Here is a 13,266-nt window from a genome sequence, read left to right as displayed (position 1 = left end):
ACAAGCGCCAGACGCATGGCTTTTACTTTTTTCGATTACGGCGTTGCCTTCATCCTCGTGGCCTCGGGCCTGATCGGCATCCTGCGCGGGCTGGTCCGCGAGGTGCTGGCCCTGGTGGGCTGGGTGGTGGCCTTCCTGCTGGCCTACCACTTCGGCGCGATGGCAGCCCAGTGGATGCCGGAAACGCTGCCCGGCGGGCAGCTCACGCGCAGTGCGCTGGGCTTCCTCGCAGTGTTTCTGGGTACCTGGATCGTGTCGGCACTGGCCGGCGCCATCCTCGGCCAGTTGCTGGAAACCACGGGCCTGAAGCCCGCGGATCGCGGCCTGGGGCTGGTATTCGGCCTCGCGCGCGGCGTGCTGATCGTGATGCTGGTCGTGGTGCTGGCCGGGCTCACCAAGCTGCCGGAAGAACAATTCTGGCGCGACGCGGTGTCGCGCCCCTATGTGATGCAGGCCATGGACGAGTTGCGGCAATGGCTGCCGCCGGACCTGGCCAAGTATGTAAAGACCTGAAGTCAACGCGGGTCCCGACGCCTCCTACCGGATTGCAGCCGGGACCGCGCCCCTGAATCAAAGTTGCCTTTCCTGGGAGTGCGGCATGTGCGGTATCGTCGGCGTGGTTTCCACCAGCCCTGTCAACCAATTGATCTATGACAGCCTGCTGCTGTTGCAACACCGCGGACAGGATGCAGCTGGCATCGCCACGGCCAACGGCAGCACCTTCCACATGCACAAGGCCAACGGCCTCGTGCGCGATGTGTTCCGCACCCGCAACATGCGCGGCCTGCCGGGCACGTCCGGCATCGGCCAGGTGCGCTACCCGACGGCCGGCTCCGCCTCGAGCGAGGAAGAAGCCCAGCCGTTCTACGTGAGCGCGCCGTACGGCATCATCCTGGCCCACAACGGCAACCTGACCAACTCGGAACAGCTGCGCGAGGAGATGTTCCGCCGCGACCGTCGCCACATCAACACGCATTCGGACACCGAAGTGCTGCTGAACGTGCTGGCCGACGAACTCCAGCGCGGCAGCGACGGCCTGTCCCTGGACCCCGAGGCGATCTTCAAGGCCGTCTCCGGCATGCATCGCCGCGTGAAGGGTGCCTATGCGATTACCGCCCAGATCGCCGGCTACGGCCTGCTGGCTGTGCGCGACCCGTTCGGCATCCGCCCGCTCTGCATCGGCAGCGTCGACACCCCGACGGGCAAGGAATACCTGATCGCGTCGGAATCCGTGGCGCTGGAAGGCATGGGTTATCGCATGGAGCGCGACGTGGCGCCCGGTGAGGCCATCTTCATCGACATGGACGGCAAGTTCTACAGCAAGCAGTGCGCCGAGAACCCGGTGCTGACGCCCTGTATCTTCGAGTACGTGTACCTGGCCCGCCCGGATTCGTGCATCGATGGCGTGCCCGTCTACGACGCGCGCCTGCGCATGGGTGACTACCTGGCCGAGAAGATCCGCCGCGAAGTGTCCTCCGGCGACATCGACGTGGTCATGCCGATTCCCGACTCGAGCCGCCCGGCCGCCATGCAGGTGGCCAACTCGCTCGGCGTGGATTACCGCGAGGGCTTCTTCAAGAACCGCTACGTGGGCCGCACCTTCATCATGCCGGGCCAGGCCGTGCGCAAGAAGTCGGTACGCCAGAAGCTCAACGCCATGGGCGTGGAGTTCAAGGGCAAGAACGTGCTGATCGTCGACGATTCCATCGTGCGCGGCACCACCTCGCTCGAAATCGTCCAGATGGCCCGCGACGCYGGCGCCAACAAGGTGATCTTCGCCTCGGCCGCGCCGCCGGTGAAGTACCCGAACGTGTACGGCATCGACATGCCCACGCGCAGCGAACTGGTGGCCCACGGCCGCACCGACGAGGAAGTGGCGCAGATGATCGGCGCCGACAAGCTCGTGTACCAGGACGTGGAAGCGATGAAGCAGGCCGTGCGCGACATCAATCCGGCGCTGCGCGACTTCGACGCCTCGTGCTTCGATGGCCGCTACATCACCGGCGATATCGACGAGGAATACCTGGTGCGCCTGGAGACGGCGCGCAGCCAGGCTGACCGCGACGGCACCAATGCCGACACGGAGCGCTCGCAACTGCATCTGCAGCGCTCGGGCAACCACGATTAATCCGATCAGAAGACAGCCAGCAGCATGAGCGAACCGTTCCAACCAGAGTCCCTCGGCATCGATACCCTCGGCGTGCGCGCCGGCACGCTGCGCAGCAGCGAGTTCATGGAGCACTCCGAGGCGATGTACCTGACCTCGAGCTTCTGCTTCCACAGCGCCGCAGAGGCGGCCGAGCGGTTTGCCAACTCGGAAGAGGGCTACACGTACTCGCGCTTCACCAACCCCACGGTGTCGATGTTCCAGTCGCGGCTGGCGGCGCTGGAGGGCGGCGAGGCGTGCATGGCCACGGCATCGGGCATGAGCGCGATCCTCTCCGTGGCGCTGGCGTCGCTGCAATCGGGTGACCATCTGGTCAGCTCGCGGTCGATCTTCGGCTCGACCATGACGCTGTTCAACACGATCCTGGCCAAGTTCGGCGTGGAGACGACCTACGTGGACACGGGCGACCTGTCCGCGTGGCGCGCCGCCGTGCGCCCGAATACGAAGCTGTTCTTCCTGGAAACGCCGTCGAATCCGCTGACCGAGGTCTCGGACATCGCGGCGATTGCCGACATCGCCCACAATGCGGGCGCGCTGTTCGTGGTAGACAACTGCTTCTGCTCGCCGGCGCTGCAGCAGCCGATCAAGTTCGGCGCGGACGTGGTGGTGCACTCGGCCACCAAGCACATCGACGGCCAGGGGCGGGTGCTGGGCGGCGCGGTGGTCGGCAAGCACGACTACATCATGGGCAAGCTCTTCCCGTTCGTGCGCACGGCCGGCCCGACGCTGTCCGCGTTCAATGCGTGGGTGATGCTCAAGGGCATGGAGACGCTGGCCATCCGCATGGAGCGGCATTCGCAGAGCGCGTTGGCGGTGGCCGAGTTCCTGGAGTCGCACCCGGCCGTGGCCAAGGTGTACCACCCGGCGCTGAAGTCCCACCCGCAGTACGACATCGCCATGCGCCAGCAGAGCGGCGGCGGGGCGATCGTCTCGTTCGAGCTGAAGGGCGCCACGCCCGAGCAGCAGCGCGCCAATGCCTGGCGCGTGATCGACAGCACGAAGGTGTGCTCGATCACGGGCAACCTCGGCGACACGCGCACGACCATCACGCATCCGTACACCACCACGCACGGCCGCGTGGCGCCGGAAGCGAAGGCGGCGGCGGGCATCACCGAAGGGCTGATCCGCCTGTCCGTGGGACTGGAATCGGTGGTCGACCTGAAGGCCGACCTGCTGCGCGGGCTCGGCCAGTAAGCCAGTAAGTCGTATCGTTTTAACCCCTCTCCCGGTGCCGGGAGAGGGCGTACCCCTCAGCGCAGCATCCTGCGCCGCAGCAGCACCAGCGCCACCAGCAGCGCGGCCACGGCGTACACCGCCAGCACGGCCAGGTGCAATCCCCCATGTTCCACCGSACGACCCAGCATCAGGGGGCGAATCAGCGCCACCGCGTGGGCCAGCGGCAAGACCTGCGTCGCGGCCTGGGCGCCGGCCGGCAATTGCTCCAACGGGAAGAACACGCCCGAGAGCAGCAGCATCGGCGTCATCACCAGCGTCTGGTAGAACATGAAGAAGTCGTAGCTCGGCGCCAGTGCCGTGACGATCATCGCCAGACTCGCGAAGGCGATGCCCGCCAGCACGATCACCGGCAGCGCCGCCAGCGCGCCCGGGAACTGCGCGTAGCCGAGCGCGCCCGCCACCAGCATGATCGCCACGCCGGACAGCACGGCCTTGCTCGCCGCCCAGAGGATCTCGCCCAGTACCACGTCGCCCAACGTCAGCGGGGCATGCATGATGGCCTCCCACGTGCGCTGCACGTGCATGCGGGAGAACGCGGAATACATCGACTCGAAGCTCGCCGACATCATCACGCTTGACGCCGTGGTGCCCGCCGCCAGGAAGGCGATATACGACACCCCGTGCACCTCCCCGACCAGCAGGCCCAGCCCCAGGCCGAGGCCGAACAGGTAGATCATCGGGTCGGCCAGGTTGCCGATCATCGACGGAATGGCGAGCTTCTTCCACACCATGTAGTTGCGATACCAGACCATCATCCAGTTGCGCGCATTGCGTGGCAGCAGCGGTTGGGGATAGTGCTGGCGGGGTGGCGGCGCGGGGCGTGGCACGGTGGCCGCCACGTCGGGCGTGCGGGGGTCCTGTTCGCTCATTTCAGTCTCTCATGTCGCGGCCGGTCAGCTTGAGGAACACGTCCTCAAGGTTGGCCGGCCGGTGCAGGTAGCGCACGCTGCCATTCCCGTGCAGCGCGGCCAGCAGTGGGCCCGGTTCGCGCACGTAGCAGAACAGCGTCTCGCCCCGCATCTCCGTCCGTTCGGCTAGCGGCGTCACGCGTTGGCGCAGCGGCTCCAGTTCGTCGCCGTAGACCTCCACCACATCGCAGCCGATTTCCCGGTCGATCAGTTCGTGGGGCTTGCCTTCGGCAATCTTGCGGCCACCGTCGATCACGCAAAGGTGATTGCAAAGGCGCTCGGCCTCTTCCATGAAGTGCGTGGTCAGCAGGATGGTCTTGCCCGCCGCGATCAGCGACTTCAATCGCTCCCAGATCAGGTGGCGCGCCTGCGGGTCCAGGCCGGTGGTGGGCTCATCCATGACCAGCAGGTCCGGATCGTTGATCAGTGCCCGCGCCACGGTCAGGCGGCGGCGCATGCCGCCGGAGAGGTCGCGTACCTGCGCGTCGGCCCGGTTCTCCAGCCGCGCGAACTCCAGCAGCATCGGCACGCGCCGTGCAATCTCGGCSGATGACAGGCCGAAATAGCGCCCGAAGATGCGCAGGTTCTCGATCACGGAAAAATCCGGGTCGAGGTTGTCGAACTGCGGCACCACSCCCACGCGCATGCGCGCCTGTGGCGCCCGCTGCGGAATCGGCTCCCCGCACAGCATGAGCGTGCCGGAGGCCGGCGTGGTGAGGCCCAGCAGCATGCGCAGCGTGGTGGTCTTGCCGGCGCCATTGGGGCCGAGCAGGCCGAAACACTGGCCGCGCTGGACTTCGAGGTCGAGGTTGTCGACGACGACCGTGTCGCCATACAGCTTGCGCACGTTGCGCATCTGCAGGATGGGAGGGGTAGCAGCAGTCAAGGCGAAGGCCCGGTGAGTGCGATCCCGCCATTATGCCGGTTTGCGGGTATCGTTCCGGAGTGCGGGGCCAATCCTCCGCGATGACAGGGGAGACAAGATGAGTGTGGAAGAAGTGCTGGCCCAGTGGCAGGCCGACGAGGAGCGTGTTCGGGCACAACTGGCACCGGTGGGGCTGATTACGCGCGACCAGCTGCGCGCGCGCTCCGGGGCGGAGTTTTTCGACGATATCCTGTCTGGCAAGCTGCCGGGCATCCCCATCGGCAATCTGGTCGGCTTTGTGCCGGTGGCGTTCGAGGCGGGCCGCGTGGTGTTCCAGGGCACGCCGGGGCCGGAGCACTACAATCCGCTCGGCACCGTGCATGGCGGCTACGCGGCCACGCTGCTCGATTCCTGCGTGGGATGTGCCGTACACAGCATGTTGCCGGCCGGGAAGGGCTATACGACGCTGGAACTCAAGGTGAACTACGTGCGCCCGCTGACCAGCAGCACCGGCCCCGTGCGCGCGGAGGGCAACGTCGTGAGCCTGACCAACCAGATCGGCATTGCCGAAGGGCGGCTCACGGACGCGCAGGGCAAGCTCTACGCCTACGCCACCACCACGTGCCTGGTATTTCCGCTGCCGGTCTGAGCGGGGCGCGACGCAGATCCAACAACAAGGAGAACATCATGACGTTTGAACACTGGCTGGCGTTCGCGCTGACGAGCCTGGTGCTGCTGGTTATTCCGGGGCCGACGATCTTGCTTGTGATTGGCGATGCACTCGCCCACCGAGGCCGCAGCGCGTTTGCCACGGTGGCCGGGGTAGCGGCGGGGGATCTGACGGCTTTCACGCTGTCGATGGCCGGACTGGGCGCGGTGCTGGCGGCTTCGGCCACGCTGTTCACGGCGCTGAAGTGGGCCGGGGCGGCCTATCTGGTCTATCTGGGTGTGCAGGCGTTGCGCTCGGCCAGCCGTGCCAGCGCGCTCGACGTGCCGGCGCAGGCAGGCAGCGCGGGGCAGCGTTTCGCCAAGGCGTGGCTGGTGACGGCGCTGAACCCGAAGAGCATCGTGTTYTTCGTGGCATTCGTGCCGCAGTTCCTGGACGCGCATCAGGCGTTCTGGCCGCAGGCTGCGGTGCTGATCCCGACCTTCGTGGTGCTGGCCAGCGCCAACGCCATGATCTACGCSCTGCTSGCRCGCTCSCTGGCCACCCGACTGACCACGCGCCGTGCGCAGGCCAATGTGCAACGTGCCGGCGGCATCACCCTGATCGGGGCCGGCGCGCTGATCGCCACGCGCACTTGATGGGTTGAATTGGGACGAAAAAAAACCGCCAGCATGCTGGCGGTTTTTTATGCAATGCGCGAATCAGTAGAGCTTCTTCGGCAGCATTTGCATGCGCAGACGCTTACGCAGACGCGACTCGGCAGCCTTCTTCTTGCGCTTGCGCTCGGTCGTCGGCTTTTCGTAGGCGGTACGGCTCTTCAGTTCCACGATCAGGCCAGTCTGCAGAATGGCGCGACGGAAACGACGCATTGCAACTTCAACGGGTTCACCCGGCTTCAGAACGATCTTAGTCAACTCAGTCCTTTGAGGGAATGCCGCGGGGCGGCGGGTTCATACGAGGGGGAAACGTCGTCGCTGTGGGGCTCCGGAGCCTTCTGCGACGGTGGTATTGCACGCTGCGGCGAATGCCGAGGTGCGCCCCCGTCGAACCTGCAAGCTTGGACCGGGGTCCGGACTGCCAGTGTCAGGGGTGAAGGGCCAAATTTTCCTACGTAGTAAAAAACTTGGCGAGATACCTGTTTCCTTGGATATTGCGCAAATGATACGCCGGTAAGCTTTTACAGGTATACGAGCCCGGAGTCAAGAYCAAGGCGCGCACGGGCCGCATATCCGCGAAAAATGCGTGGAAAAGTGCCCGATAGGACGTGCGAAGGTGGGATGGATGGCGCCGATGGAGGGGCSCCGGCCACCTCCAGTCCACCCGCCGCGAGGGGGCAGGCGAAGGCTGCCGCTGTGCTTTCATGGATTCTCGCTAACCACAACAAGACGAGGAGAAGGGCCATGATTCGCAAGTTGCTGCGTCAGAGCGCATGCGCGCTGGGCATACTCGGGTGCCTGTTCACGGTGTCCAGCCCGGCACATGCCGGCTACACCACGACCAAGTATCCGATTGTCCTGATCCACGGCTGGGGCGGCTGGGACAGCCTCGCCGGCTTCTACAGCTACTTCTACGGCATTCCGCTGGCGCTGGAGGCCGATGGCGCCGACGTGTATGTCTTGCAGGTGTCGGCGGTCAACAGCACCGAGACGCGCGGCGAGCAGGCGCTCGAGCAGATCCAGCAGATCCTGGCCGCGACGGGCGCCGAGAAGGTCAACCTGATCGGCCACAGCCATGGCGGGCCGACCTCCCGCTATGTGGCCGGCGTGCGCCCCGATCTGGTGGCGTCGGTCACGGCGGTCGGCGCGCCGAACTGGGGGGTGCCGTTCGCCGACGCCGCCAATGGCCTCGGCAATTTCAGCCAGTCCGTGGTGAACAGCGTCACGACGGCTGTCGGCACCTTGATCGACCTGCTGTCGGGTGGCGGCCAGCCACAGAGTTCGGCAGCGGCGCTGGCCTCCCTGTCGACGCCCGGCATGAGCGCGCTCAACGCCCAGTTCCCGGGTGGGCTTCCCAGCACATACTGCGGCACCGGCGCGCCCGTCGCCAACGGGGTGCGCTACTACTCGTGGGGTGGGGACCGCGTGGTGACCAACGGCGCGGATGCCAGCGACGCCGCACTGATCGCCCTCAACGCGGCGAACACCGAGACGAGTGACGGCGCGATCCCGACCTGCAGCATGCACCTCGGCCAGTTCATCAAGGCCTATCACCTCAACCACCTCGACGAGATCAACCAGTTGGCAGGGCTGAGCAACGTGTTCGAGACCAATCCGATCACCATCTATCGCCAGCACGCCAACCGGCTGCAGCAAGCAGGGCTGTAATCGGTATGGGCATCCGTACGCGCGCTATGACTGGGGTCGTCGTTGCGGTGGTGGCCGTGGTGGCGATCCGGTCGCTGCCAGGCGACCCGGCATCGCCGCCCGCCACACCCGTTGCGACGACGGATGCCGCCGTGCCCCCAGCGATGGGGCAGGTGGCATCGGACGATGACGCGACGGCTGCTTCCTTGCCGATTCCGTCCCACCTGCGGGGCGTGGCAGTCGACGGTGGGGTCGACCTCGATCGCAACGGCAGTCTGATCTTCAATCGCAAGCTCAAGAACCTGTTTCACCACATGATCGGCATGGCCGAGGGGGATCCCGCGCGGCTGTCTGGCGTGCGGGAGAGCCTCCGGACGTGGCTGCTGGAGCAGGCCACGCCAGCAACCGCGCGAGACGAAGTCATGGCGGCGTTCGATCGCTATATGACCTATCTCGAGGCGGCGTCCCACGTGCAACTACCGTCGCAATCGCCCGGCGATCTTGAACGCGTCTATCAGACCCTCGCCTTGTTGCGCCGTCAGCATCTGGGTCAAGTGATGGCCGAGGGCTTCTTCGCCGAGCAGGAATCGCTGGATCGCTATACCGTCGAGCAGCGCCGGGTCCTGGCGGATGACACGCTGAGCCCGGATGAGCGCAAGCAGCGCCTCGATGCGCTGGCGCAGCAGTTACCCGAGTCGCTGTCCCGGCCTTTGGCACAAACGCGCAAGATTTCGCAGCTGGCGCAGGACACCGAGTCACTGCGCGCAAGCGGTGCCAGCCAGGAKGCGATCGACCGCCTGCGAACCGAGCGCTTCGGCCCCGAGGCCGCCGAGCGATTCCGCGCGCTCGACCAGCAGCAGGCCCACTGGAAGCAACGTCTGGTGAGCTATCAGGCAGAGCGGGATGCGATACGCGCGGACAGCAGTCTCGCGCCGGAGGCCCAGGCGCGCGCGATCGATGAACTCGTCGCCAGGCGCTTCAGCGGCACCGAGGTCGTGCGGGTCCGGGGTTTGGGAAACTACTGAGAGGGGAGGGTGCTGCGAAGGGCAAGCAGAAAACAAAAAAGCCAGCAGGCGCTAACCTGCTGGCTTCTGTATTTCTTGGCTCCCCGACCTGGGCTCGAACCAGGGACCTACGGATTAACAGTCCGGCGCTCTACCAACTGAGCTATCGGGGAACAGCTGAGARGGAAATTATAACCAGCCTCTCTTSGTTTCGTCAACAACTTTTCAACGTTTTATTATCCATCGAAAGCTGCTGCAAAAACTCTGGTTCGCCTCGAAACCGGCCTGCAGCGGGCGTTTCCGCCGATTKCTGCGTRTCGTGTTCGACAGCGAGGCCGCATTATAGCGAGCTTTTYGATTTGTGCAAACAAAAAAACCGCCCGAGGGCGGTCTTTCTGCATCGGCACTCGACAAGCTTAGTCGAACACCGGCGATTCCACGCCGAGGATCTTGTGCAGCTTCGGCGAAGTCGTCGTGTACTGCATGTGGATCTTCTTCTCGGGGAAGATGTACGGGGCGGCGCCGAACGCGGCCAGCGCGCACTCGTGGAAGCCCGACAGAATCAGCTTCTTCTTGCCCGGGTAAGTGTTGATGTCGCCCACGGCGAAGATGCCCGGGATGTTCGTCTGGAACTTCTCGGTATCCACCTTGATCTGCTTGCGCTCGAGCTCGAGGCCCCACTCKGCGATCGGGCCAAGCTTCGGCGACAGGCCGAAGAACACCAGCAGGTCGTCCAGCGGCAGGCGGCGSGTGACGCCATCGGCACCCGTGACCTTGATTTCGGTCATCAGGCCGTCGCGTTCCTCGTAGCCGCTGATCTGGCCCACCAGGAATTGCATCTCCATCTCTTCGCACAGTTCCTTCATCTTGGCGACCGATGCCGGCGCGGCGCGGAAGCCGTCGCGGCGGTGGATCATCACCACCGATTCAGCCTTGCCAACCAGGTCCAGCGTCCAGTCCAGCGCGGAATCGCCGCCGCCCACGATGACCAGGTTCCGGCCGTGGAAGCGGCTCGGATCCTTCACGCGGTAGAACAACTGCTTGCCGTCGAACTTGTCGATGCCTTCCACCTTCACGGTACGCGGCTGGAACGAACCCACGCCGGCGGCGATGAAGATGGTCTTGGTGATGAAGCGCGTGCCGGTCGAGGTCTCGACGAAGAAACGGCCGTCCTCGCGGCGCTCCACGACGGCGACTTCCTGGCCCAGGTGGAACGTGGGCTCGAACGGCTCGATCTGCTTGAGCAGGTTGTCGGTCAGCTCCTGGCCCGTGCAGATGGGCACGGCCGGGATGTCATAGATGGGCTTGTCCGGGTACAGCTCCACGCACTGGCCGCCCACTACCTTGAGCGAGTCGATCACGTGCGCCTTGATTTCGAGCAGACCCAGTTCGAAGACCTGGAACAGGCCAACGGGGCCGGCGCCAACGATCAGCGCGTCGATTTCCAGCGGCTGGCCGCCGGGATTGCCGCCGGCCTGCTGGGTCGCGTCGGCCACGGGATTTGGAATGCTCAAGTCCATATTCGTCCTGATACGTTTGTGGGCACGCTGTGCCCGGTATTGCGGAAAGCGCGTGGGGCGGCTTTCTTGTTGTGGTGTTGCCGGGCTCAGCGCTGCAGGTATTGCAGCTTGTCGGTGGCGTCCTTCCATTCCTCGGCCTCGGCCAGCGGGGCCTTGGTCTTGGTGATGGACGGCCACGAACGGGCCAGTTCGGCGTTCAGATCGATGAAATTCTGCTGATCGCCGGGGACGTCTTCCTCGGCATAGATCGCGTTGACCGGGCACTCGGCCACACACACGGCGCAGTCGATGCATTCGTCAGGGTCGATGGCCAGGAAGTTCGGGCCTTCGCGGAAACAATCGACCGGACACACATCAACGCAGTCGGTGTAGCGGCAACGGATGCAGGATTCGGTGACAACGTGAGTCATTTCGGTTCCAAAAAGCGGATCGGTCTTCGATGGGAAACAGTTCAGGCCACTTGTGATGCCGCCGCGCCCGGCCGCCGGACACGCGCGCACGCGCATGTCAATCGGTGGAAGTCGGGGCGCACGGGGGCCGTGGCCTTTCAAAGACCGATATTGTATCCGAGCCTTCCCGCAAGGATAGCGAGTCTATATAGCCGGGTCAGATAGTTTTCTTATTTCTTTATGTGCTTTTGGGCGCGAACCGGCCAAAAATGGCCCAGAATCGGCCTCGCAACCGCCTGTTGCGCCACGAAAGGCCCGCAACGGACTAGTATTCCCCTGTGTGGCCCGGGGGCTTTCGGGTCATTTTTTCGCCTTCTAGCTCGATTTTCGGGACGCGCCATGCCGATTTCGTACCGCCTGACCTGCCTGCTGATCGCCATTTCGCTGGCGCCGGCCGCCGGCGCGCAGCCGATGGGCGGAGGCGGCGGGAATATGGCCGACAGCGTTGTCTCGCGGCTCGTGGCATGGCGGGCGCGCACCGACCAGCCCGTGGCGCTGGCCGCGCTGACCGCCTTCGACTGGGACAGTTTCAGCGTGGTGCGGGCCCCGGCCGGCGACAGCATGGCCAACTGCAGCCGCGAGGGCCTGGTGCCGTGCGGGCCGGAATTGCATCCGCCGCCGGGCACGCAGGTGCAGGTGCTGCGGTTCGACCGGGCCGGCCAGCAGGTCTATCAGGAGCGGATCATGGTGCCATTGGGCAATTTTGCCGATCCGCTGCCCTCCGCGGTCACCCGCGCGCGGGCCACGCTGGTCACCTGCGCCGATGGCGGCGGCGCGCCGCTCTGGTGCCTGCAGTCGGGCGCGCAGCCGGGGGTGCCGACGGGCACGCAGCCGGGCCTGCGCTGGCTCGATGGCAGCTAGTCCATCCCGGGCCTTCCCTGGCSATTCGGCCAGTTTCGGTTAGCATGTGGACCTCGTCCCCGGCATGCCGTTTGCGCCACGCTATGATCATCCGCTCCCTGCTAGACACCGACCTGTACAAGTTCACGATGATGCAGGTGGTGCTGCACCGCTTCCCGCAGGCCCAGGTCGAGTACCGGTTCAAATGCCGCAACGCGGGCGTCGACCTGACCCCGTATATCGACGAAATTCGCGCCGAAGTGGCCAGCCTCTGCCAGCTCCGCTTCACCGAGGAAGAGCTCGACTACCTGCGCAGCATGCGCTTCATCAAGAGCGATTTCGTCGATTTCCTGGCCCTGTTCCACCTGAGCGARAAGCACGTCGCGATCACGGCGTCCGAGAAGGGCGGCGGCGAAATCGASATCACGATCCGCGGCCCGTGGCTGCACACGATCCTGTTCGAGGTGCCGTTGCTGGCCATCGTCAACGAGGTCTATTTCCGCCGTACCCAACCGGAGCCGGATCTGGCCGAGGGTCGTCGGCGCCTGGAGACCAAGCTCGCGCTGCTGAAGGCGGCACCGTACGCCGACTGCGTGATTGCGGACTACGGCACCCGCCGGCGTTTCTCGGGCGGCTGGCAGGARGAGGTGCTGCTGACCTCGCGCGGCGTCCTTGGCGCGCAGCTCGCCGGTACCAGCAACGTCCACTTCGCGCGGCTGCACAATATGACCCCGCTCGGCACCATGGCCCACGAGTACCTGCAGGCCTGCCAGGCGCTCGGCCCGCGCCTGCGCGACTCGCAGGTCTACGCGCTCGACCACTGGGCGCAGGAGTATCGCGGCGACCTGGGCATCGCCTTGTCCGATACCTATGGATTCGATGCCTTCCTGCGCGATTTCGATCTCTTCTTCTGCAAACTGTTCGATGGCGTGCGGCACGATTCGGGCGATCCGCTCGAGTGGGGCGAGCGCATGCTCGCGCATTACGCCTCCCACCGCGTCGATCCGCGCAGCAAGACGCTGATCTTCAGCGATGCGCTGAACATCCCCAAGGTCATCGAGCTGTACGAGCGCTTCCGCGGCCGCTGCAAGCTGGCGTTCGGCGTGGGCACCAACCTGACCAACGACCTCGGCTACACGCCGCTCCAGATCGTCATCAAGATGGTGCGATGCAACGGCCAGCCCGTGGCGAAGCTCTCGGACACGCCCGAGAAGACCATGTGCGACGACCCCGGCTACCTGGCCTACCTGCGCCAGGTGTTCGCGATTCAGCCCCCGGCTTAACAACATTCACGCCCGGCGGCGCCC

Annotated in this window: 14 protein-coding genes and 1 tRNA gene; 9 read left to right on the top strand and 6 right to left on the bottom strand. The window is 65.3% G+C overall.

All coding sequences use genetic code 11. From position 1 onward, the window contains the following. The first annotated feature begins 15 nt into the window (after positions 1 to 15). The 3 genes from AB4Z27_RS05020 (at position 16) to AB4Z27_RS05010 (ending at position 3,361) form a co-directional block, all read left to right on the top strand. Entirely contained in the window at positions 16 to 513 is a 498-nt protein-coding gene (locus AB4Z27_RS05020; RefSeq protein WP_092290105.1) for a CvpA family protein, read from the top strand. Between the two features lie 85 nt (positions 514 to 598). Beyond that, positions 599 to 2,128: an amidophosphoribosyltransferase gene (purF, locus tag AB4Z27_RS05015; protein WP_092290103.1), complete on the top strand. Its 1,530-nt coding sequence runs from the start codon at positions 599 to 601 to the stop codon at positions 2,126 to 2,128. Between the two features lie 24 nt (positions 2,129 to 2,152). Beyond that, positions 2,153 to 3,361, top strand: a complete 1,209-nt coding sequence (locus AB4Z27_RS05010) for an O-succinylhomoserine sulfhydrylase (protein WP_092290101.1) — start codon at positions 2,153 to 2,155, stop codon at positions 3,359 to 3,361. A 56-nt stretch (positions 3,362 to 3,417) separates the two neighbouring features. On the opposite strand, the gene AB4Z27_RS05005 is transcribed toward AB4Z27_RS05010, so the two are convergent. After that, on the bottom strand, positions 3,418 to 4,272 hold the full coding sequence (locus AB4Z27_RS05005) for an ABC transporter permease (protein WP_441644001.1): 855 nt from the start codon (positions 4,270 to 4,272) through the stop codon (positions 3,418 to 3,420). 1 nt (position 4,273) lies between these two features. After that, positions 4,274 to 5,167 (bottom strand): nodulation factor ABC transporter ATP-binding protein NodI, encoded by an 894-nt coding sequence (nodI, locus tag AB4Z27_RS05000; RefSeq protein WP_369823373.1) that lies wholly within the window; start codon positions 5,165 to 5,167, stop codon positions 4,274 to 4,276. Positions 5,168 to 5,294: 127 nt separating this feature from the next. Here nodI and AB4Z27_RS04995 point away from each other — a divergent pair, with 127 nt between their 5' ends. After that, complete coding sequence (locus AB4Z27_RS04995; protein ID WP_092290095.1) at positions 5,295 to 5,825, top strand: PaaI family thioesterase; 531 nt, start codon at positions 5,295 to 5,297, stop codon at positions 5,823 to 5,825. Between the two features lie 38 nt (positions 5,826 to 5,863). Continuing rightward, entirely contained in the window at positions 5,864 to 6,481 is a 618-nt protein-coding gene (locus AB4Z27_RS04990) for a LysE family translocator (RefSeq protein ID WP_441644000.1), read from the top strand. 63 nt (positions 6,482 to 6,544) lie between these two features. Here AB4Z27_RS04990 and rpsU read toward each other — a convergent pair whose 3' ends face one another. Continuing rightward, a complete protein-coding gene (rpsU, locus tag AB4Z27_RS04985) occupies positions 6,545 to 6,757 on the bottom strand; it encodes a 30S ribosomal protein S21 (RefSeq protein ID WP_029044331.1) in 213 nt (70 codons plus the stop codon). A 486-nt stretch (positions 6,758 to 7,243) separates the two neighbouring features. On the opposite strand from rpsU, the gene AB4Z27_RS04980 reads away from it, so the two are divergent. Both AB4Z27_RS04980 and AB4Z27_RS04975 read left to right on the top strand, forming a co-directional pair. Beyond that, entirely contained in the window at positions 7,244 to 8,167 is a 924-nt protein-coding gene (locus AB4Z27_RS04980) for an esterase/lipase family protein (RefSeq protein ID WP_092290091.1), read from the top strand. Positions 8,168 to 8,172: 5 nt separating this feature from the next. Then, entirely contained in the window at positions 8,173 to 9,171 is a 999-nt protein-coding gene (locus AB4Z27_RS04975; RefSeq protein ID WP_441643999.1) for a lipase secretion chaperone, read from the top strand. A 76-nt stretch (positions 9,172 to 9,247) separates the two neighbouring features. Here the strand turns inward: AB4Z27_RS04975 and AB4Z27_RS04970 are convergent. From AB4Z27_RS04970 to fdxA, 3 genes are all read right to left on the bottom strand, one after another. Further along, positions 9,248 to 9,323 (bottom strand) — tRNA-Asn (locus AB4Z27_RS04970). Positions 9,324 to 9,566: 243 nt separating this feature from the next. After that, positions 9,567 to 10,670: an NAD(P)/FAD-dependent oxidoreductase gene (locus tag AB4Z27_RS04965; RefSeq protein WP_441643998.1), complete on the bottom strand. Its 1,104-nt coding sequence runs from the start codon at positions 10,668 to 10,670 to the stop codon at positions 9,567 to 9,569. A gap of 86 nt (positions 10,671 to 10,756) precedes the next feature. Further along, a complete protein-coding gene (gene fdxA, locus AB4Z27_RS04960) occupies positions 10,757 to 11,080 on the bottom strand; it encodes a ferredoxin FdxA (RefSeq protein WP_092290086.1) in 324 nt (107 codons plus the stop codon). 378 nt (positions 11,081 to 11,458) lie between these two features. Here fdxA and AB4Z27_RS04955 point away from each other — a divergent pair, with 378 nt between their 5' ends. Both AB4Z27_RS04955 and pncB read left to right on the top strand, forming a co-directional pair. After that, positions 11,459 to 11,980 carry a hypothetical protein gene (locus tag AB4Z27_RS04955; RefSeq protein WP_092290082.1) on the top strand — a complete coding sequence of 174 codons (522 nt, stop codon included), beginning with the start codon at positions 11,459 to 11,461 and terminating at the stop codon, positions 11,978 to 11,980. An 83-nt stretch (positions 11,981 to 12,063) separates the two neighbouring features. Further along, complete coding sequence (gene pncB / locus AB4Z27_RS04950; RefSeq protein WP_441643997.1) at positions 12,064 to 13,242, top strand: nicotinate phosphoribosyltransferase; 1,179 nt, start codon at positions 12,064 to 12,066, stop codon at positions 13,240 to 13,242. Positions 13,243 to 13,266: the final 24 nt, after the last annotated feature.

This window comes from Cupriavidus sp. KB_39 (assembly GCF_052114485.1).
In the GTDB taxonomy this organism is placed as follows: Bacteria; Pseudomonadota; Gammaproteobacteria; order Burkholderiales; family Burkholderiaceae; genus Cupriavidus.
This window is presented reverse-complemented; position numbering and strand designations above follow the sequence as displayed.

What these genes read in the sequence shown, in the direction of transcription:
- fdxA (WP_092290086.1), bottom strand. Translation starts at nt 11,080, where the DNA reads ATGACTCACGTTGTCACCGAATCCTGCATCCGTTGCCGCTACACCGAC.
- AB4Z27_RS05020 (WP_092290105.1), top strand. Translation starts at nt 16, where the DNA reads ATGGCTTTTACTTTTTTCGATTACGGCGTTGCCTTCATCCTCGTGGCC.
- AB4Z27_RS05010 (WP_092290101.1), top strand. Translation starts at nt 2,153, where the DNA reads ATGAGCGAACCGTTCCAACCAGAGTCCCTCGGCATCGATACCCTCGGC.
- AB4Z27_RS04955 (WP_092290082.1), top strand. Translation starts at nt 11,459, where the DNA reads ATGCCGATTTCGTACCGCCTGACCTGCCTGCTGATCGCCATTTCGCTG.
- AB4Z27_RS04980 (WP_092290091.1), top strand. Translation starts at nt 7,244, where the DNA reads ATGATTCGCAAGTTGCTGCGTCAGAGCGCATGCGCGCTGGGCATACTC.
- AB4Z27_RS04995 (WP_092290095.1), top strand. Translation starts at nt 5,295, where the DNA reads ATGAGTGTGGAAGAAGTGCTGGCCCAGTGGCAGGCCGACGAGGAGCGT.